The organism is Arthrobacter sp. efr-133-R2A-120, from assembly GCF_030209835.1.
In the GTDB taxonomy this organism is placed as follows: Bacteria; Actinomycetota; Actinomycetes; order Actinomycetales; family Micrococcaceae; genus Arthrobacter.
This window is the reverse complement of record NZ_JARVRF010000037.1, coordinates 1-18,746: the sequence shown is the minus strand read 5'-3', so window position 1 is coordinate 18,746 and position 18,746 is coordinate 1. Positions and strand designations below refer to the sequence as shown.

The 18,746-nt window shown below is 61.8% G+C and carries 17 protein-coding genes; 3 read left to right on the top strand and 14 right to left on the bottom strand.

Annotated elements, in window-relative coordinates; translation table 11 throughout:
- The first annotated feature begins 386 nt into the window (after window positions 1-386).
- Window positions 387-779 carry a hypothetical protein gene (locus tag QRN52_RS17235; RefSeq protein ID WP_284754533.1) on the top strand — a complete coding sequence of 131 codons (393 nt, stop codon included), beginning with the start codon at window positions 387-389 and terminating at the stop codon, window positions 777-779.
- A 144-nt stretch (window positions 780-923) separates the two neighbouring features.
- Here the strand turns inward: QRN52_RS17235 and QRN52_RS17230 are convergent, their stop codons facing one another.
- On the bottom strand, window positions 924-2,615 hold the full coding sequence (locus tag QRN52_RS17230) for a sensor histidine kinase (protein ID WP_284754531.1): 1,692 nt from the start codon (window positions 2,613-2,615) through the stop codon (window positions 924-926).
- A gap of 250 nt (window positions 2,616-2,865) precedes the next feature.
- On the opposite strand from QRN52_RS17230, the gene QRN52_RS17225 reads away from it, so the two are divergent.
- Entirely contained in the window at window positions 2,866-3,753 is an 888-nt protein-coding gene (locus QRN52_RS17225; protein WP_284754530.1) for a response regulator transcription factor, read from the top strand.
- A gap of 9 nt (window positions 3,754-3,762) precedes the next feature.
- Here QRN52_RS17225 and QRN52_RS17220 read toward each other — a convergent pair whose 3' ends face one another.
- From QRN52_RS17220 to QRN52_RS17160, 13 genes are all read right to left on the bottom strand, one after another.
- Window positions 3,763-4,218: an Hpt domain-containing protein gene (locus QRN52_RS17220; RefSeq protein ID WP_284754529.1), complete on the bottom strand. Its 456-nt coding sequence runs from the start codon at window positions 4,216-4,218 to the stop codon at window positions 3,763-3,765.
- Between the two features lie 127 nt (window positions 4,219-4,345).
- On the bottom strand, window positions 4,346-5,230 hold the full coding sequence (locus tag QRN52_RS17215; protein WP_284754527.1) for a type II secretion system F family protein: 885 nt from the start codon (window positions 5,228-5,230) through the stop codon (window positions 4,346-4,348).
- Window positions 5,231-5,238: 8 nt separating this feature from the next.
- Window positions 5,239-6,171, bottom strand: a complete 933-nt coding sequence (locus tag QRN52_RS17210) for a type II secretion system F family protein (protein WP_284754526.1) — start codon at window positions 6,169-6,171, stop codon at window positions 5,239-5,241.
- 7 nt (window positions 6,172-6,178) lie between these two features.
- Window positions 6,179-7,690 carry a TadA family conjugal transfer-associated ATPase gene (locus QRN52_RS17205; protein ID WP_284754525.1) on the bottom strand — a complete coding sequence of 504 codons (1,512 nt, stop codon included), beginning with the start codon at window positions 7,688-7,690 and terminating at the stop codon, window positions 6,179-6,181.
- On the bottom strand, window positions 7,691-8,884 hold the full coding sequence (locus QRN52_RS17200; protein ID WP_284754522.1) for a CpaE/TadZ family protein: 1,194 nt from the start codon (window positions 8,882-8,884) through the stop codon (window positions 7,691-7,693). It lies immediately after the preceding gene.
- Window positions 8,881-9,654 (bottom strand): Flp pilus assembly protein CpaB, encoded by a 774-nt coding sequence (gene cpaB / locus QRN52_RS17195; protein WP_284754521.1) that lies wholly within the window; start codon window positions 9,652-9,654, stop codon window positions 8,881-8,883. The genes QRN52_RS17200 and cpaB overlap by 4 nt, the downstream gene beginning before the upstream one ends.
- A gap of 33 nt (window positions 9,655-9,687) precedes the next feature.
- Window positions 9,688-10,725, bottom strand: a complete 1,038-nt coding sequence (locus QRN52_RS17190; protein ID WP_284754519.1) for a pilus assembly protein TadG-related protein — start codon at window positions 10,723-10,725, stop codon at window positions 9,688-9,690.
- On the bottom strand, window positions 10,713-11,087 hold the full coding sequence (locus QRN52_RS17185; RefSeq protein WP_284754517.1) for a TadE/TadG family type IV pilus assembly protein: 375 nt from the start codon (window positions 11,085-11,087) through the stop codon (window positions 10,713-10,715). The genes QRN52_RS17190 and QRN52_RS17185 overlap by 13 nt, the downstream gene beginning before the upstream one ends.
- A 126-nt stretch (window positions 11,088-11,213) precedes the next feature.
- A complete protein-coding gene (locus tag QRN52_RS17180) occupies window positions 11,214-11,441 on the bottom strand; it encodes a Flp family type IVb pilin (protein ID WP_284754516.1) in 228 nt (75 codons plus the stop codon).
- 47 nt (window positions 11,442-11,488) lie between these two features.
- The gene (locus QRN52_RS17175) at window positions 11,489-11,713 is read right to left on the bottom strand and encodes a Flp family type IVb pilin (protein WP_284754514.1); all 225 of its coding nucleotides are present in this window, start codon (window positions 11,711-11,713) and stop codon (window positions 11,489-11,491) included.
- A 747-nt stretch (window positions 11,714-12,460) separates the two neighbouring features.
- Window positions 12,461-15,274 (bottom strand): PEP/pyruvate-binding domain-containing protein, encoded by a 2,814-nt coding sequence (locus tag QRN52_RS17170; protein ID WP_284754513.1) that lies wholly within the window; start codon window positions 15,272-15,274, stop codon window positions 12,461-12,463.
- Between the two features lie 99 nt (window positions 15,275-15,373).
- Window positions 15,374-16,039 carry a PAS and ANTAR domain-containing protein gene (locus tag QRN52_RS17165; protein ID WP_284754512.1) on the bottom strand — a complete coding sequence of 222 codons (666 nt, stop codon included), beginning with the start codon at window positions 16,037-16,039 and terminating at the stop codon, window positions 15,374-15,376.
- A 222-nt stretch (window positions 16,040-16,261) separates the two neighbouring features.
- Entirely contained in the window at window positions 16,262-17,224 is a 963-nt protein-coding gene (locus QRN52_RS17160) for a plastocyanin/azurin family copper-binding protein (protein WP_284754511.1), read from the bottom strand.
- 419 nt (window positions 17,225-17,643) lie between these two features.
- Here QRN52_RS17160 and QRN52_RS17155 point away from each other — a divergent pair, with 419 nt between their 5' ends.
- Window positions 17,644-18,699, top strand: a complete 1,056-nt coding sequence (locus QRN52_RS17155) for an LCP family protein (RefSeq protein ID WP_284754510.1) — start codon at window positions 17,644-17,646, stop codon at window positions 18,697-18,699.
- The last annotated feature ends 47 nt before the right edge of the window (window positions 18,700-18,746 follow it).

Here is an 18,746-nt window from a genome sequence, read left to right as displayed (position 1 = left end):
ACATATATGGCCATACGGCCGCACGCTCGCTCACATGATCTGAGCGAGCGTCCGCGGAAAACACCTTAAAGGTGAGCGAGCGTCCGGGGTGAGCACAACGCAAAGGCGGGACGACAGCCCAACGGGATTGCCGCCGTCGGGGATTAGAGGACCAGCGAGGCCGGATCCCGGACCGGGTAGCGGCCCGCCGAGCAGGTAGCCGGCCGCGTAAAGTAGAGTACCCACTACTCGTGACCGGCCCTAGAGCCAGCCGATTCAATGGAACTCAGTTGGTCTCAAACGCAGTTCCTGGTCTCTCTGGGGGTTATCCGTATGTGTGTTTCCTGCAGTCTTGTTGTGTCATTTTCGCGTTCCGCTGCGACGGAGGCAGTCCGTTGAGCGCCGGGATGGAATCCGCTGCCATGTTCGCGGGGTCGTTGCCCGCGCTGATCCTGATGGACTTGGGCCAGGCAATGGTGGTGGTATGCATGTGTTTCGACATGGTCCGTGCCATGTCCGTGCCACGATCGCATCGGCGCTATGTCGCCAGCACCATCTTCAGGACCCTGGCGGTGCCGTCGATTCTCGTAATGGGCATCAGCGTGCTGGCTAAGGCAATCCAATTGTCTTGGGCGGATGTGGCCATGGGCGTTTTCGTGATGGTGATGATCATCTTCCGCTGGCACCACGACAAGGACGAGGACAACTGGTGGAAGGGCAAAGGCAAGAAGCTGGCCCGCTGGGCGCGGAAGCAACTGGCACCGCGACCTGCCTTCGCCCCGGCGTCGGCGTCGGCGTAAGCGGCCAGCCTTCACCGGGCGCTCGCTCACTTGTTGGGGTGTTTCCGGCGCTCGCTCACAGATATCTGAGCGAGCGTCCTGGGATTTGGCTATATATGTGAGCGAGCGTCCGACTCGAGGTGCCGCCTCAATACAGTGCCGGGCCTAATACAGCGCCGGTGTGTCCGTCCGCGAATGCTCCCGGAGCGGACCAGCCGGCAACGCCACAGTGAAGGTGCTTCCACTGCCGGGCTCGCTGCTGCAGGAGATGCTGCCTCCGTGGCGTTCCACGATGGACTTGGTGATGGACAGCCCGAGGCCGACGCCCGGAATCGCGGCCTGACGGGCAGCGTTTGTCCGGAAGAACCGGGTGAAAATCCTGGTCGACTCGTCCATGGTCATGCCCATTCCCGTGTCCTTCACTTCGAGCTGGACCCAGCCGTCGCTCCGCTCCGCCTTTATCGTCACCAGTCCGCCGTCGGGCGAATACTTGATGGCATTGGAAACCAGATTGTCCAGGGCCTGTCCCAGCCTCAAAGGATCCGCATTCGCCCACAGGGGTGCGGGGACGTCGGCGACAAGGCCCACATGAGCGGCGTCGGCCTGCGCCCGTGCAGAAACCAAGCTGTTTTCCACCAGCCCAGCCAAATCAGTGCGCCGTGGATTCACGCTCTCGACGGCGACGGCTGACAAAAGGAGGTCTTCGACCAGGACACGGAGCCGCTCGGCGTTGCGTTCCGCGACTTCCAATCCGATCCTCGTTGCCGGTTGGAGTTCTTGGGCGCCGCGGAGCACAAGATCGATGTTGCCCAAGATCGATGTCAGCGGCGAACCGAATTCGTGCGAAACGTTGGCAACCAATTCGTCCTTGGCTGCAAGGGCATCGACAACATCCGTCACGTCCCTGAAGACGATGACCGCTCCGCCGAACCCGTCATCGACGTCGCTTTTCATGCCCCGCGCAGCGGTGGAGATGGCCCGTTGTTCGGTACCCGCGCCGAACCAAAGGAGATAGTCGGAAAATGTTTCCCCTTGAACTGCCCTTCGAATAGGGCCTTTTTCCGGGGGAAGCGGCGTCCGCCGGTCCTGGCCGAAAACCAGCCGGTCTTGTTCCCCGGGCCCCGGCGAGCCTTCAGCCATCCGTAGGAATGCCTTTTGTTGGTTGTTGATCAGGAGAGTTTCGCCCTTCGAATCGACGGCGACAATTCCGACGTCGATCGTGTCAAGGATTGTCTTGAGCAGCGTCTCCCGCTCCCGGCTGGCGGCCAACAATTGCCGCAGGACCTGATCCCGCTGTTTTACCCGCCGCTGCTGCAGCCGGGCATTGGAGCCAGCCAAACGAATGGAAACTGCCATTGCGAACATCATGAGAGGCAAAAGCAGCACCGACGAAATGTCCGACGCGGTGGGACGGGGCAAGTGCGAAACCACGGGCGGCAACGCGATGAAGAAAGGACCTACAAAGCTGAGGATCAGGCTTGCCTTGGAAAGCATGCCCGAGGCAGACAACCAGATCACGGGAAAGATAGCCAAGGTGATTAGGCCTGGTATCGCGGTGAAAGCGCCGTTTCGCGTGAACCAGAGGGCGACAAAATCCAAAATAGGAATGGCAAGGCCTGCGCTCGGCGCCAATCGCTCCCAAGGAACCAGCAGGCAGCTCACGAACAGGATGCCATGGAGGAGGACTCCAGTGACGAACAACCAATTTTGGACCAGGCCCGGCCAAACGGTAGGTGCCGCGATCGCCAGGCCCGCGATGATGAGCGTCAGTGGTAATTCACAGACAGCCAACCGGGCTCGAGGTGTGAGTTTTCTGAACAAACGGGCGGCTGCACGGAAAAATGGCTGCTCACTCAAGTCGAGACCCTTCGTTGGAGATTCGCGAACCAATTACTACTCCACGCGTTTCCAGAAGGAAGCGCCCGGAGTCCACTATTCCCCCCAAGGAACAACAATACGACGGTCCCGCGCGACTTATAAGTTCCGAGCGGCACTTAATCCACATATTAGATGCCAGATGCCTTCAATGCTTGTATCGTGAGTATTTGGGTGAAACTTCCCGCATTGCGCTGGGCTGTGCGGCGGTCTGTGCCCACGAGGATGTCCAATGAGCGAGCCTGGGGTAGCTGTTGTCATTGAGGATGACGAAGATGTGCGGAATTTGGTTGACGCCATCCTCAAAGAAGCTGGATTCGTGGTGCACTCTGCCGCCACCGGACGCGAAGGCGTCGAAGTCGTGCGGGATCACCACGCCTCCGTAGTAACTCTCGACGTCGGGCTTCCGGATATGGACGGCCACGAGGTCCTGCGGCGAATTCGGCAATTCAGCGACGCATATGTGTTGATGCTGACGGCCAGGCGCGACGAGCCGGACACCTTGACGGCTTTCCTGACCGGCGCCGACGACTACGTCAAGAAACCGTTCTTGCCGCGTGAATTGAGGGCCCGGGTCACAGCCATGATGAGGCGGCCACGCACGGAAGGTGCTTACGGGGGTCCCGCCCGTTCAGACGGGCCCGACGGCGGTGCTTACGGGCCCGACGGCGGTTTGGCCGGGGCCGGTTTGGCCGTCACCGGTTCAGGCGGCGCCGGTTTGGCCGGACCGGCCGCAACCGGTTCGGCCGGCGGTTCGGCCGGAGCCGGTTCGGGCGGCGCCGAGCAAGCGGTGATCCGGCACAATGGCTTGGCCCTGAACTACAAATCACGCATGGTGACGCTTCAAGGTTCAGTCCTGACCTTGACGCGGAGTGAGTTCGATCTGCTCTACGACTTGCTTCGGGCCAAAGGCGAAGTGCGGACGCGCGCGGACCTCGTGCGGGCGGCGCGCGGTGACTACTACGACGACGATGCGTACATCAGCGACGCCGACGAACGGGCTGTGGAGACCCACATTGGGAACCTCCGCCGAAAGCTCCATGAAGATCCACAATCGCCGCGCTTTCTAGAGACTGTTCGAGGAGTCGGGTATCGACTCACACCGAAAAGACCGGACTAGGCGGGCACGTTAATCGTTCCTGAGTACGTAGCTGTCCTTTAGTTCCTGGACCGTTAGGTGCCCGCATTCCGCAACTTCCTTGAGGAGGGGCCGGGCCTCACGCAATTCACTTTTTCGAATGCGTTCCTCCAGTTGCGCTGCAAGTACCGCAAGGCGGACACCGCCAACCATGATGGAGGAGGTCCTGAGGCTGAGGACCGCGTTCAGGGCCGCGGCCACGTCACCGCGCTCGACGGCGGACGCCAGGATTTCGTATCGCTTCGCCCAGAGTTTTGCGAAGTCGCCGGCAAACGTTCGTGCGATCAGCGGATTGTCTACTTGGTCTTCCAGGAGTTGGAATTCCGCGAGGTCCAGTATGGGATGTTCGGCAAGCGGGACGATGGGCAGCCCAACGGAATCGTCATCCGAGCCCGGATGGCTCGGATCCGAACCCTCGTTGACCTCGCTAGAACCTGAACTGAACATAAGCCCAATGCTACTTTCTGAATTCCGGAAAAACCGAACTTTTGCCCATCTTAAGGAAATCTTAGGCCTTTCTTGATTTAACCCCTTTTCATGCGGTGCACCCAATTCGGAGAATGTGATATCGCGCTCAGCCTCCGCTGAAGGTGGCTATAGCGTTGATCACAGCCGGCCCCAGGATGGCGATGAACAGCACTGGGAAGATAAAGAGCAGAAGCGGGAAGAGGACCATCACGGGAAGCTTCATGGCCTTCTCCTCGGCCCGTTGGCGACGCTTCACCCGCATCACCTTCGCTTGGACCCTCAAGACCCGGCTGATGGCAATGCCGTAAGTATCCGCTTGGATCACGGCCTGCACGAAGCTTCGGAGCTCCGGCACGTTGGTACGTTCGGCGAGTGCCAGATAGGACTCGCGGCGGCTCCGTCCAACCTGCATGTCCTGCAACGTCCGCACCAACTCCTCAGCCAAGGGTCCTTTGCCATTTTCGCCCGCGCGAGCCATTGCTCCTTCAAAACCTAGGCCCGCCTCGACCGATATAAGCATTTGGTCCATAGTATTTGCGAGTTCCAATTGCATGGCTTTTTGGCGCTCTTGTCCTTTGCTGTACAGCATTAGGTCCGGGATAAAGTATCCAAGCAATACAACAAATATCCCCACAAGCTTTAGGATTCCGCTTGAGCTGTTGGCGCTGATGAGCCAACCAAAGAGCGCACCGCACAATCCGAGTAGGGGTTTGGCTGCGAGGACCCGTCCCAAAGGGAGCGACGGCGGCCGGCCGGCCAACGAGAGGAGCCGATCCAGCTTCTGGACGTAGCTTCCTGGGGTCACTCGGTAGCCAATGAGTTCGAGTGCACCGCTCCGACTCTGTGGGCCGGCCTCGGCAATGTTTTCCCCCCGCGCCAGAAGCTCGCGCACGACGCGTTGGGCTTTGCGGTCAACCGACAGGACTGACCAAGCGAGGTAGGCAATAGGCAGGGGCACGAGGAGCAAGGAAAGGAGGAGAGAGGGATTCACGAGTCACCTCAAAACTTTAAGTCGATGATCTTGCGCATCCAGAGGCCGCCGATGGTCATGAGAATGACTGACAACCCAATCATTCCCCAACCAAGCGGCTGGCTGAACATCACATTCATGTAGCCGGGATTGACAACCAAGAGCATGGTCACGATGCCGAAGGGAAGCGCCATCAGGATGTATCCCGAGAACTTTCCTTCCGCGGCCAAGGATTTGATATGTCCCTTGATCTCGCTGCGTTCGCGTATGGTCTCATTCACTTGGTCCAGGACCTCTGCAAGGTTGCCGCCCACCTCACGGTTGATTTGGATGGCTTGCGCTATCCACACAAAGTCTTCGCTCCGCATTCGCTCCGCAGTATCGTTCAGCGATGCCTCAAGATCACGGCCGAGGCTTGTCTCTGTAATGATCCGACGCATCTCCTCGGCCGTGGGGCTCGCCGACTCGGCGGCCGCCGCGTCAATGGCGCGCAGTATGCTGTGCCCGGCCCGCAGGCCACCGGACAGTAGTTGGAGGGTGTCGCCGAGCTGAGCATCGAATTTTGCACGCCTTTTGCCGGCCATGGAGCCAAGGAGGAGTCGTGCCACGAAGGGTGCCAGGATAAAGAACAGGAAGGCCAAAAACGGACCGCCGACGACGAGCCCGATCAAGGCGCCCACGAATGCACCGGCAATCACCAGGATGAAGAAATCCGCCTGGCTCATTCGCAGTCCGGCGTTCTCCAGTTCTTCACGGTTGAAAAGCCGGACGTTGCGCCTGGTCAGGACCCCGTGAACGACCTCGGCGGTAGAACCAGCAAAGCGCGTCAGCTGGGAGCCTGAGCCTACTTGGTAGGGCCGTCTCCGATCCAGCGGAACTTCCGGGGTTTTCGGCAAGATCACGGCCACCCCGAAGAGCAGGATGGCTGAAAACATCAAAGCGGTTCCGATCGAGAGAATCATGTTTCGTTCACGTCCTTGCTGCTGGTGCCAAGGGAGCGGCAAATACGCCAGGAGAAACGCGAATGCCCAAGTCATCGAAGCGATCGATGAACCGTGGACGGATACCCGTTGGGACGGGCCTTCCAAGGAACATGCCATGGTTGTCAACACCGGCCGAGTAGTCGAAAACAAAAGCGTCTTGGAGGGTGACAATGTCGCCTTCCATGCCTTGAACCTCAGTTACATGCGTGATGCGGCGCGTTCCGTCCCGCAACCGGGAGATTTGGATGATGAGATTCACGGCGGAGGCAATTTGCTCGCGGATCGCTCGCAATGGCAGGTCCATGCCTGCCATGAGCACCAGGGTTTCGAGGCGCGCAACGGCGTCGCGAGGGGAATTTGAGTGCACCGTGGAGAGGGAACCGTCGTGACCCGTGTTCATCGCCTGCAGCATGTCGAGGGATTCTCCGCCGCGGACCTCGCCGACGACTATCCTGTCCGGCCGCATACGGAGAGAGTTCCTGAGCAACTCCCTGATGGTCACTTCCCCCTTGCCTTCCGTGTTCGGCGGCCTGCTCTCAAGCCTGACCACATGTTGCTGTTGGATCTGCAGTTCTACGGCGTCCTCAATGGTGACGATGCGGTTGTCCTCCGGAATGAAGGAAGAAAGGACATTCAACAGCGTGGTCTTGCCGGTTCCAGTACCTCCGGAAACAATGATGTTCAGCTTTGCCTTGACGCATGCATTGAGGAGTTCGGCCATCTCAGGCGTGAGCGTGCCGAAATCGATCAGGTTCCTGATGGTCAACGGTATTTTGCTGAACTTTCGTATGGTCAGCGACGAACCGCCCACCGCAAGCGGAGGGATCACGGCGTTCACGCGCGAACCGTCTTCAAGTCGCGCGTCAACGAGGGGCGATGACTCGTCGATCCTGCGGCCCACCTTCGAAACGATGCGTTCAATGACCCTCCGGAGATGGTCCTCGGAGCTGAATCCGGAATCCGTCAGGGTGAGCTTGCCTTTTCGTTCGACGTAGATCTGGTCCATCCTGTTGACCATGATTTCGGTGACCTCCGGATCGTCCAGCAAACGTTGGAGCGGCCCATAGCCAAGGACATCGTCTGCCACGTCCGCCACGAGCCTGCTGCGCTCGTCCGCGGACAGTGGGACCTGCTCGGCGTCGATGATCCGGGTGAGCTCTTCCCGGGCCGTTGACCGCAGCTCATGTTCGCTCACGCTCGAGTCGTTGAACCGCGCCCCGAGCCGCTCGAACAATGCGGTAGCCGCGCGACGCTTGAGGGCAGCGAAGGCGTCCACCGGTTGCTGGGCTCGAGGTTTCGGCGACTCCGGGAGGTCGGAAAGCTTCACTGAAGTGTGGGGTTTTGCGACGCCGCCGGGCTTCCCCGTGGGAAGTGGGCGGACTTGCTGCGTGGACTCAGCGAACGTCGGCTTAGGCGTAAAAAGCGTGCTCGGGTCCCCTGGGCCGAGGGATGCTTCGGCTATGTCCTCGGCAGCATGCAGGCGTTCAGACAGCTTCATCTAGACCACTACCCTTCTGTGCAGTTTGCGCTGCGCCGTGGCACGCCACGTTGGATTGAAGCGCTCGACAAGTTGCTTGAGTCCCTTGACGGCCGGATCCTTCACCGCATCCTGGAGCACGGGGATGCCGCGGTTGGTTGAGAACGCCACGGCTTTCGATCGCGGGATACTCACGTCTACCGGAGCACCGACTGCAGATTCGACGTCCTGGACCGACAGCCCGGACTTGGAATCAGCCATGTTGAGCACCACGTGCCGGGTTTCGGGCAGCAGGTTCAGCCTGCGGAGTATGTCCAGGCCGGAGCGAAGGCCACGGACGCTTGGAACATCCATGCCCGTCACCCAGACAGCATCCGAGCATTGCTCGAGGGCAGCAAGCCCGATTTCGGGTAGTCCGGGTGCCGTGTCCACCACCACGTATTGGAACTCTTGAGCCAGCTGTTCGAGGAGCCGGCTCACCTGTTCCGGCGAGATCTCGTCTGCTTCGACGGGGTCCTTCGGCGCGCACAAGGCATAGATACTTGCCGGGTGGACCGTGAGAAAGGCCTTAAGCACCAGCGAATCCTGGCTGGCCGAAGGAGTGACTGCGTCCGTGACAGTGTGCTCCGGATTAAGGTAGAGCCCCGAGGCGACGTCACCGAATTGCAAGTCCAGATCCACGATCACAACGCTCATCGGCGCAATCTTGCCGAGCCCCACGGCGATGTTTGTGGCGATGGTGGTCTTGCCCACGCCGCCTTTGGGCGAAAAGACGCCGATCACCAAACCTCGCGGGGAGCCCGCTTGCTTGGATTCCCCTGTGCGCCGTCGGCTGGCGAAAGACTGACAGGCGCGCTCAAGCATGATCCGTATCTGGGCCAGGTCCGCATCCGGGCTCATGATGTCACGGATGCCGGACCGCATGGCTTGGAGGACGAATGCGGGATCCAGTTCGCTGACAAGGATCACGCTCAGTTCCGGCAACTGCACATCGAAAACCGTGGCCAGGCGAAGAGCGTCCTCCACGGGCACGCCAGGTCCCAGAATCAGCACTTCGAGTTGTTCCTGATTCAGGGCGCCAAAGAGCTCGGCCGGGTCGGCCGGCAAAACGCTCGTGAAGAAGGTCTGCACGCTTCCGGGCAGGCCGCCCGCGACAGCTTGGCGCAACCGCTGGTCAAAGTCGGTGTTGGGGGTTATCAGGACAAAACGGCTCACCTGTATACCCCGCTCTGCTGGATGACGGTGGGGCCGCTGTCTTTGGCATCCAACGGCTCTTTGCTCAACCAGATCTTGGCGTACTCGGCGGCGAAGACAATCTTGGCTGCGTCCACGTCACTTACCGCAACGGTCAGCAAGAGGGAACCGGTGGGAAGGCTTGTATCGCCCGAGTTGACCGCGCCACCAGAGCCGGGAGTCGGCGTCGGCTGCTGGCTTGCGGTCGCTTGGGGGGCGCGCTGGACCGCGGTCAGAAGAACCTTGGGGATGGTCAATTGGGTGGTCCCTTTGTCCGACTTCGAGTCACTTCCGCCGCTGGACATGGAGATGAAAATGCCAACATGGTCGCCGGGAACGAGTCGTCCTCCGACCACCCGCTGGGGTTCCAGTTGAAACGAGACCTCTTGAAGCCCTGCGGGCACCTTGACATCCCCCGGGGTCTTGAGTGCATCCGGGGCCACCAAACGTTCGGCCACCAAGGTCTCGCCAGGGACGAGGTCGACGGCGGCGACCTTGCCTGCCGAGTCCCCCAGGGAGTGCAGCGCCGACGCAGGGACGGCCGATTCCGGCAATTGCTGGGTCACGATTGAATCCTTCATGGCGTCCACGGATGTGCCGGCCGGGATGGGCGCCTTGACTACCAAGACGTCAACCGGGGCAAGGTTCTGGACTGCCCGCTGATCCGCTCCTTGCGCGTAGGAGAATACGAGAATCACCCCGACGACGGCCAGCAGTGCCGCTGCCGATCCGGCCAACAAGCGTGACTTCACTTCGGACTCCTGTACTCAAAAAATGGATGAAAACTAGTTGGTGAGGCGCACAATGGTGGCCCCAAAAGCGTCTACCGGGCCCAGCGTGTAGCCATCCGCCAGCGAGACGTACTTGACGAAACTTCCGATGATTCCGCGGCAGTTTCCGTTGCAGGAAACTGCCGAAGGGACATAGGAATTTGTGTTGTGGAAACTGTCTGGAAGATTGTTGTTGCCGCTGAATGTCCACCCGGTCACTTTGAATGCGGCGAAGGACACCAGATGGTAGATTGCGCCGGCTCCCGTGCCGGTGACGGCGTCGAAGACCGGAAGCAGGACGATGACGTCGCGGCCAGCGTTGATGGTGTCGGCCCACTTTTGAAGGGTGGTGGCGCAGTTACCAGGCGAACTGTTTCCGGGGGCGCTGCCGCCTTCGCTGACCGCGAGGTTTATCGTACCGCCGCACACACCGGTGTCTTGGACTAACCAGCCGTATCCGCCGGCAACCGCGGCGCCTGAAGGGCCGTAATTGCAGCTGGGGTTGGCACCGGTGCCGTGATCCTGAAGAAGCTGGAGCGCTCCCCCGATGTATCCCTGCACCTGGCAAATGGAATACGCGAGGGGAAAGGCGGTTCTGCCCGCGACGGCGCTCCCCCACTGAACATTGGACGTGGTCACAACATTGCTCGTGCTGAAGCCCAGGACGCGCGCGAACAAGAGCGAGACGGCATTCGGCGGACCGCCCGCCTGCTGGGCACCCGCGGTCACGGTGACCTTCCGGTTGGTCAGGTCCAGGCTGATCGACTTGATGTTGCCCAATCCGTCGTTCGCGTTCTTATTAGCCATGTCGCTGGCGACCGGGGACGTGGTGGAGCAATTCGGATCGCTCGTATTCGCGGCGCATTTCTGCGCCACGGCGAGGGCGGCGGCGTCGGCTCCGTTCTGTACTTGCGCCTTTTCCGAGTACAGCATTCCCGCATCCACGGCGAGGGCGGCAAACCCGAGGAGCACCACCAGCAAGAGCGCGACGAGGACGGCGACCGCACCGCGCTCGCCGTCGTCGCCGTCGTCGCGGACCATCAGCCGCCGCATACCATGACTCCTACTCCTTGCATCGGGAAGGGCCCCGCGATTCCCGTGAGGGTGCTGAGGGTGTACTTGATGGTCACGGACATCTGGGCTCCGGACGTGCAACTGGCCGCACTGAAGGTGAAGTTCGTATCTGCCAGCCCCGGGTTCAACGACACGGCAGCGTTCTTCGCAGCTGTCTTGGCGGCGGTCTGGTCATTCGAAATCGCCATGACGCGGACTCCTTCCCGGGCTGCGTTTGAGAGCGACACTTGAACGTTGTAAGCCCTGCCGAATTCCATGATGCCCAGGAGCAACATGATCAGGAGCGGTGCCAGGATGGCGAACTCAACCGCCACGGCGCCGCGCTCTGAAGCCCTCGGCATGATGTTGCCCTCCCAGAGAACGGATAGATCGAATCAAGCAGAGTGGCGGCCGCCTGAATGCCGCCGCCACTCGGGAATTGCTTGGTGTGCCCCGAATTGCCTCCCGGGCACTGTGCAATGCGACTTCTAGGTGCAGGTGCCGGTGCCGCCTGAAGTGGTGGCGGCCGCCCAGGCCTTGCCGCTGACTGAACACTGGACCTGGGAGAACGTCTCCCTGACCGTGCTGCCCAGCAACGTAACAGCGGCGATGATGACCACTGCGATGAGAGCGACCATGATGCCGTATTCGACGGCGGTCGCGCCGGTTTCGTCACGCCGCGCGTGAGAAACAGACTTTAGGAAAGCGGAAAGCATTGAAGCTCCTTGTTGTCTGGTACGAACGGGCGGGAGAAGCGAACGTCCTAGCTGCAGGTGGCCTTACCGGCGCCTGATCCAGCGGAGAAGGTCTTGCCGGCCACTGAGCACTGGACCTTGGTGAACGTGTCTTGGACCGTCCCACCCAGCAACGTGACGGCGGCTATGATGACAACGGCGATAAGGGCAACCATGATGCCGTATTCGACGGCGGTGGCGCCCTTTTCGTCACGACGGATCCGGGATGCGGCATTGGAGAAGAAAGCAAACATGTGAAACTCCTGAGCGAGTTGGGGAATGTGGGCTGGTCCAGCACCAGCTCTCTAGCAACATAGCAACGCCCGATACCCCATGGCGCAGACCTTGGGACATCCTGTGGGAAGACTCGCGATCCTGCGCATTTCTTGGGTTAAACCTAGGGAAACCCCGCAATCCTGGGCTTCCTGCCGAACCCGACGCTCGCTCACATATATGCCCAAATCCCCGAACCCTCGCTCAGATATACGGCCAAATCCCCGGACCCTCGCTCAGATCAAATGAGCGAGCGTCCGCCGGAAACGCCCCAAAAGTGGGCGAGCGTCCTGGAGGTGAACACACCAAAGGTGAGACAACCGCACAACAGGACTGCCGCCGTCGGGCCCCACCCGGACGCTCGCTCACATATATGCCCAAATCCCAGAACGCTCACTCAGATATATGCCCAAATCCCCGGACCCTCGCTCAGACATACGGCCAAATCCCCGGACGCTCGCTCAGATCAAATGAGCGAGCGTCCGCCGAAAAGACCTCAAAAGTGAGCGAGCGTCCTGGAGGGGAACACACCAGAGGCGAGACAACCGCACAACAGGACTGCCGCCGTCGGGCCCTACCAGGACGCTCGCTCACATATATGCCCAAATCCCCGGACCCTCGCTCAGATATATGCCCAAGTTCCACGACCCTCGCTCAGATCAAGTGAGCGAGCGTCCGCCGGAAACGCCCCAAAAGTGAGCGAGCGTCCGGGCGGGAGGGGCGCAAAGCTAGCCGGACGGGTGCTCGACGGTCACGGTGCCGGCGTCGCCGTCGACGGTTATTTGTTGTCCGCTTGTGAGCCGCTGGGTTGCGACTCCGGTGCCGAGCACGGCGGGGATGCCGTACTCCCGGGCCACGATGGAGCTGTGGCTCAACGGGCCGCCGACGTCGGTGACCACCGCGGAGGCCATCGCGAACAGCGAGGTCCACGCGGGAGTGGTGATGCGCGCAACCAGGACCTCCCCGGGTGCCATCTGGCCGAAATCCTGGGGGCCTCCGAGGACGCGCGCGGGGGCACTGACCCGGCCCGCACTGGCGCCGACCCCTTTGATGACGTCGCCCTGCTGCTCCTGGGAGCGTGCCGGCATCATTGATTCGAAAGTGCGCTTCATCCAACGGGTCTCCGGCAGGAGTTGCGGGGCAGCCGCCTTGGCCTGGCCCCGCCAAAGCATCTTGCGCTCCTCGACGACGTCGGCACGGACGGGGCGCGCCGCCCCAGTGATTGCCACCGCCACAGGTGCGAGCGGTTCCGCCGTGCCCGGCGGTTGCGGCGCGGCGAGGCCGAACTCGACGGCGCTTTGCAGCTCCTGCTGGCGCAGCCAGAACACGTCGGCGGGGCGGGCGATAACGCCGGAGTAGACCAGCCGTTGTCCGAGTTCGAGCAGCATCCGCCGGATCAGCGGCCAAGCGAGCCCGACGTCGGCCAGGGCGTCTTCGCGGACCGGTGCGGACTTCTGCGCCCACCGGAGCAGGCGGATGAACGGCGCCCGGCGACTCCGCCCGAGCCGGGTCCGTCCGAGCCGGGCGAGTATTCGCTCGGTTTGGTCCTCTCGCCGGGCGGCCGAGAGCCGCTGGCGCTCATGCGGGTCGTTGCCTTGTCCCCGCAGGTAGAACTTCACCGTGTCCAGCAACGCCGAAGGATCGTCCGCCGGCACCGGACTGGCGAAGTCCAGGTTGTAGACCGCATGGCCGAACCGATCGAGATGGGCCTGGAAGCGGGGACGCCACTGCTGCCAAAGTGCCGGGTCCATGCTGGCAGGAGGGAGCCATCCCCTCTGCGACTCGGCCAGTGCGGCCGTCGGTTGCTTGAGGATTGCCGAGGCGAGCCCCTCGATCTCCCGGGCCCAAGACGCGAGGTCGTATAACGACTTCTCCGCCCGGATTGGTTCACTGTCGTAACCGAGGAGGAATGTCTCGGCAGGGGGATCTCCCGCGCGCCGGATGAGTTTGTCGTAATAGGCCCGGAAGGAGATTTCGCTCGTGGCGGCGATCGGAATGACTGACTCCACGGCCGTGTAGTACACGGTTCCCGCGTCCAGCAACGTCCGGACACCCTCAAGCAGTTCCTCTCCCGAAAGCTCCCCCATGGACTTTGCCGACCAGTCCTTGAGCACCTGCTTGTAGCGCGGATGCGAGAATTCCTCCCAACCCGTCACGCCCATGTGCGCCTTGCCTCGAGCCAGGGCGAGCATGGCCCCCGGCGCCTTGGCCATCACTCGCCACATTGCCGCGCTGCGGTAGTAGTAATAGGCGTAACCGTTGATGGTGGGCAGTCCGACGTCGCCGTCCCTGACGACTTCGCTGCCGACTGCTTCGTTCATCAGGGACTTGAGCGAGCGGGTCACCGAGCCGTCGATGAGGTCGGCGAACAGCGGCGACAAGGGATCCGGCAGTTGTTCCACGATGCTCGCCCGGAAATAGAGACCCCTCGGATAGGGCAAAGGCCAGGTGTCCGGGGTGTCAGCTACAGGTTCAGGCAGTGCCGTGATGGGCCGGGATTGCAACATGAAGAAATTGCCATCGGCTCGTGCCCACTCGATGTCCTGCGGAGTTCGGAAGTAGTCCGAAATCCGTGTTCCATAGCGGGCCAGCGCGGCGGCAGCTTCGTCGTCGAGCACGGCCCGGTTGCGAAGCGCCGCAGGGACCGGCTGCTCCGTAGTGCCTCCTTGGTCCGCGGCGCGGCGGTCCGGCACGACGTCGGCGCCGCGGTCAGGGGCGCCGCTGTCCGGCACGACGTCGGCAGCGTGGTCCGCGTAGACGGTCATGACTTCCTTTTCGGCGGTCCGGCGCGAGAGCACGCGGCCCGTTCCCGCTTCGACAACAAGGTCATCCGTAGTGACAGTTCCACTGACCACGGACTCCCCCAGCCCCCACGCGGCACTGATCGCGATCTGGTCGCGGCGACCGTTGGCCGGATTGGCGGTGAACATGACCCCGGCAGCCTCGGCCTCGACCATCCGTTGGACAACCACCGCGAGGCGTACATCGCCCGGTGCGATCCCCTCGCGTTCCCGGTAGGCCATGGCACGCGCCGTCCACAAGGAAGACCAGCAATCGATGACTGCCACATCCAGCGCTTCCGCCCCGCGGACATTGAGGTAGGTTTCCTGTTGCCCGGCGAAGCTGGCTGAGGCAAGGTCTTCCGCCGTGGCGGACGAGCGCACCGCAACGGGCGCGCCGTCGTCGCGGTCGCCGCGCTCGCCGTCGACGGCGTCCCCGCCGAAGCGAAGCCGTTCATAGGCGGCGGCGAGCTCGTACGCGATGGCCGCGGGCATGGTGCCGCCGGTGAAAAGGTCACGGATTGCGGCCGAGGCGTCTTCGTAATCCTGCGGCACAGCCTCCGCCGGCAGCGCCGCCAGTTCCTGGATGCGCGACTGGATCCCATTGGCATCCACGAAGGCCTCATACGCTGCGGTGGTCAGCACGAACCCCTGAGGGACCGGCAGCCCGGCGCGAACAAGGTTGCCCAGCCCGACTCCCTTGCCGCCGGCCACGGCGACGTCGACCGCTTGCACATCGGCGAAGTTGTAGATGTAGGTCATGACCGTCGCTCCTTGTCGCGGAGACGCCCTCATCGAGCCTGACTCACAACATACTGCCACGCCGTCGGGCGGGAGGCGATGGCTGCGCCGGCTGGCTTCTTACTGCGGGTCCAGCGCGCGTTTTACGGCCGCTTGGTCGCAAGCCTGGAGAACGCGAATGAACTCGTCCATTGCTTCCGGACCCCGATCGGTGTCGGCCACGCGAACAAGGTGGGAGGCGAGGACCGCGACCTTGACGTTCGTCATGCTGCTGCAGCTCACGAGCAGTTTGAACGCGGCGTCGGAGCTAACGAGCAACCGCCCCATCAGGATCCCGCGCGCCTGGTTGATAACGCCCCGCGTAGCATTGGCCCCCGCGACGGCGTCACGGGCCGCCTGCTCGGTTTCGCGCCGCAGCGTGGACGTCAGGTCGATCGTGGTCCCCTCGACCGCGGCGGCCCCAGACGGGCCCAACTTCGCGATCCCCGCCGTCAGCACTCGGCGGACATGTCCCTGCGCGTCAATGATCCGGTGGTAGATGCAGAAGTGTCCGCCGTCGCGGAACACCTGAGCCAGGATCTCCGTGGCCCGCGGCCTGTCATCCGGGTGCTTGTGCGACATCAGCAGATCGAGCGTTGGCACTACTTCCCCGCGCTGGTAGCCGTGGAGATTGAAGAGCCCGTCGGACCATTCCGCTTTCCCCGAGACAGGGTCAAAGAGGAAGGTTCCCGCCAGAAAGCCGGGGGCGCCCAGTGCACTCGAGTACGTATGGGGGCTGTCCAACATGGCTCAAAAACTCATTTCCTAAGCGTGCTTATTAATTCAGCTAAGCGTACAGAATACAGCGCGTACGACGGCGGCACGCACCGTCGTCCCGCCCTCACCCGCACCCCGGGGCTTGTTCCCAGCGGGGCGTTTGTAGCCCCGGAACGGGAAACAAGCCCCGGATATGCAAGAAACTACCACCGGGACGGGAAACAAGCCCCGGAATGCGTTCAAACCAGCAGCTTAGTCCTTCACCACCACCTTGCCGACCATTCCAAAGTAATCGTGGAGTGCGCAGATGTAGTCGTAGACCCCTGCCTTGTTGAACGTCACAGTGAATGTCACACCCGGCGGCAAAATGCCCGAATTGAGCTGTCCGCCCGTGTAATTCGTCGGATCGCCCAGCGGCGGGAACGGGTTGGCAGGCTCGTCACCGAAGGTCACCGTGTGCGGCTCGCCCATGCCGTTGTTCACGAAGCTCACTTTCTCGCCAACGTGGATGACCACCTTTGGCTCGATGAACCGCATGACGCTGGCCACGCCATCGTCGGCTCCGGCGATCACGGTGTGGTTGTCCGCTTGGTCGCGGGCGTCGCTCCATAGCTGGTATCCGTCACGGAGGATGGCCCGTTCAGCACGCTCCACCCGGTTGTTGTACTGCTCCTGGCTGTAGGGGTAATCCGTGCCCTTGGCCCGCACGTGGACTGCGCCCTTCATGGCCGCGCCATGCACCAGGCAGTAGTACGTGAAATCGCCCGTATCCGGGAACTTCAAGGTGTAGGAACCAACTTCGGCGAACCCACTGTTCGAAACGTTCGACATCACGCCGGAGTTGTAATAGGAGTGCCCGTCGTAGGACGCGCCGCCCTGCGCGGATATGTAGAGGGGGCTGAAAGGATCAAAGGGTTGCGTGGACTCGATGGTTTGCCCCGTGGCCAGGAACGTGACCGTATGGATTTCGGCCGAGTTGGCCTCCCAGGTGACCTTGTCACCGGCATTGATGTAAATGTTCTTCGGCAAGAAGGACATTCCCTGGATGGCCTGGTCCGACGATTCGGATCCGACCTGGACAGTCCACGTCTTTGCGGATTTGCCACTGTCTGCGACCGCTGTGCCACTGAGTGCGACGGGAAGCATCAGGGCAAGGAGCAAAATCATGAGCGCTCGAAGGCGCGCCAATAGACGGGGTTTTGGATGAGCAGTCATAAGACTCATTCCTTAGGAAAATCTTTGCTGACCGGCTGTTATTAGCCTGGAAATTTTGAGGCGCCGGAGACCATGGCGTCGTTTGACGGTGACTCGGTTTCCTTGAACTTCCCTATGAACTTCAGCTCGCAGCTGCTGCCCCATCCCCCGCATACGGTGCGGCGCCACGGCGTGGGGCCATGCAGGATCCTCCCTTGCTCGCAGGGATAACGTCCAGTTCCGTGGGCCAAGAGCCCCCCATTACGGAACCGGAAGGACACGGCGAAGCCGGCCCATGTGAAGGCGAGAGATTTATCTCTCATCGTGCTCCTGGAACGTTATTTTGTCGAGACACTGGGACTACACACGGGCTATTTTTGTGGCCAAACTGAGGCTTTCCCGGATGCGTATTTAACCCACCTGAGTGGTACTTTCCGGACATGGACAGACGACGGCGACTATGGCTCTCGGCAGGGCTCGCAGTCCTGCTCGCGCTTGTGGTGGTCCTGGCCGCTGTCATCGCCGGATCCGGCAGAACGTCGTCGGGACCTTCGCCCTCAAGCGCCTCCGCGGGCGCAACCGCTACCCGAACTCCGTCCCCCACCAGGTCCCCCACCAAGTCCCCCGCGCCAACCGCTGCCGCACCCGCCCCGCCTACAATCCCTGAGCTTTCCGCCACTCCCATGAACATCCTGGTGATTGGCAGCGACAGCCGTGCGAATGCCAGGGACCAAAACAACCAGACCGTCACAACAGGCCAGTCATCGGACCAACGCTCGGATTGCCTCATGCTGATCCACGTTCCAGCGGACCGGCACAAGGTCTACGGCATTTCGATCATGCGCGACAACTGGGTGGACATCCCGGGCTATGGCGCATCCAAAATCAACGCCAGCCTTGAGGTGGGAGGCATCCCCCTCGTGGTGCGGACCGTAGAGACACTATTGGGCACGCACATAGACCACACCGTCATGCTGGACTTCCAGGGCTTCAAGGTCCTCACGGATGCCCTCGGCGGGATCGACGTCAATGTCACGCTTCCGTTCACGGCGAGCTTTGACACCCACCACACCTTTGTTGCCGGCGTCAATCATTTGGACGGGGAAGCGGCTTTGGAGTTCGTTCGTGAGCGCTACTCGTTCGTGGACGGAGACTACCAGCGCGTGCGCAACCAGCAAACGTTCCTCCGTGCCCTCCTGAGCAAGCTAAGGGGTGGAATCCAGACTCCCGCCGCGGTACTCGGCTTGGTCAAATTCGCAACCAACTACCTCACGGTGGACCAGGGATACGACCCCGCAGCCGTGGCTATCCTGGCCTACGCACTCCGTACGGTGGATCCCGGAGCCTCCGTCTTCTTCACCCTGCCCACAGCGGGCACTGGCACTTCCCCGGACGGGCAATCGATCGTGGTGCCCGACTACGCGGGGATCGGGGAGGTGTCCGCGGCTCTGCGGGACGATACGCTGCCGGAGTATGTGGCTGCACACGGTTGCTGAGCCGGTGCGGGCTACTCGTTTCCGCTACTTGGTGTCTTGGGGCTTTT

Excerpts from the sequence above, each read along its gene's own strand:
- QRN52_RS17185 (WP_284754517.1), bottom strand. The coding sequence starts at position 11,087 with ATGCCGAGGGCTTCAGAGCGCGGCGCCGTGGCGGTTGAGTTCGCCATC.
- QRN52_RS17210 (WP_284754526.1), bottom strand. The coding sequence starts at position 6,171 with ATGATTCTCTCGATCGGAACCGCTTTGATGTTTTCAGCCATCCTGCTC.
- QRN52_RS17220 (WP_284754529.1), bottom strand. The coding sequence starts at position 4,218 with ATGTTCAGTTCAGGTTCTAGCGAGGTCAACGAGGGTTCGGATCCGAGC.
- QRN52_RS17170 (WP_284754513.1), bottom strand. The coding sequence starts at position 15,274 with ATGACCTACATCTACAACTTCGCCGATGTGCAAGCGGTCGACGTCGCC.
- QRN52_RS17235 (WP_284754533.1), top strand. The coding sequence starts at position 387 with ATGGAATCCGCTGCCATGTTCGCGGGGTCGTTGCCCGCGCTGATCCTG.
- QRN52_RS17180 (WP_284754516.1), bottom strand. The coding sequence starts at position 11,441 with ATGCTTTCCGCTTTCCTAAAGTCTGTTTCTCACGCGCGGCGTGACGAA.
- QRN52_RS17225 (WP_284754530.1), top strand. The coding sequence starts at position 2,866 with ATGAGCGAGCCTGGGGTAGCTGTTGTCATTGAGGATGACGAAGATGTG.
- QRN52_RS17155 (WP_284754510.1), top strand. The coding sequence starts at position 17,644 with ATGGACAGACGACGGCGACTATGGCTCTCGGCAGGGCTCGCAGTCCTG.
- QRN52_RS17160 (WP_284754511.1), bottom strand. The coding sequence starts at position 17,224 with ATGACTGCTCATCCAAAACCCCGTCTATTGGCGCGCCTTCGAGCGCTC.
- QRN52_RS17175 (WP_284754514.1), bottom strand. The coding sequence starts at position 11,713 with ATGTTTGCTTTCTTCTCCAATGCCGCATCCCGGATCCGTCGTGACGAA.
- QRN52_RS17205 (WP_284754525.1), bottom strand. The coding sequence starts at position 7,690 with ATGAAGCTGTCTGAACGCCTGCATGCTGCCGAGGACATAGCCGAAGCA.
- QRN52_RS17190 (WP_284754519.1), bottom strand. The coding sequence starts at position 10,725 with ATGCGGCGGCTGATGGTCCGCGACGACGGCGACGACGGCGAGCGCGGT.
- QRN52_RS17165 (WP_284754512.1), bottom strand. The coding sequence starts at position 16,039 with ATGTTGGACAGCCCCCATACGTACTCGAGTGCACTGGGCGCCCCCGGC.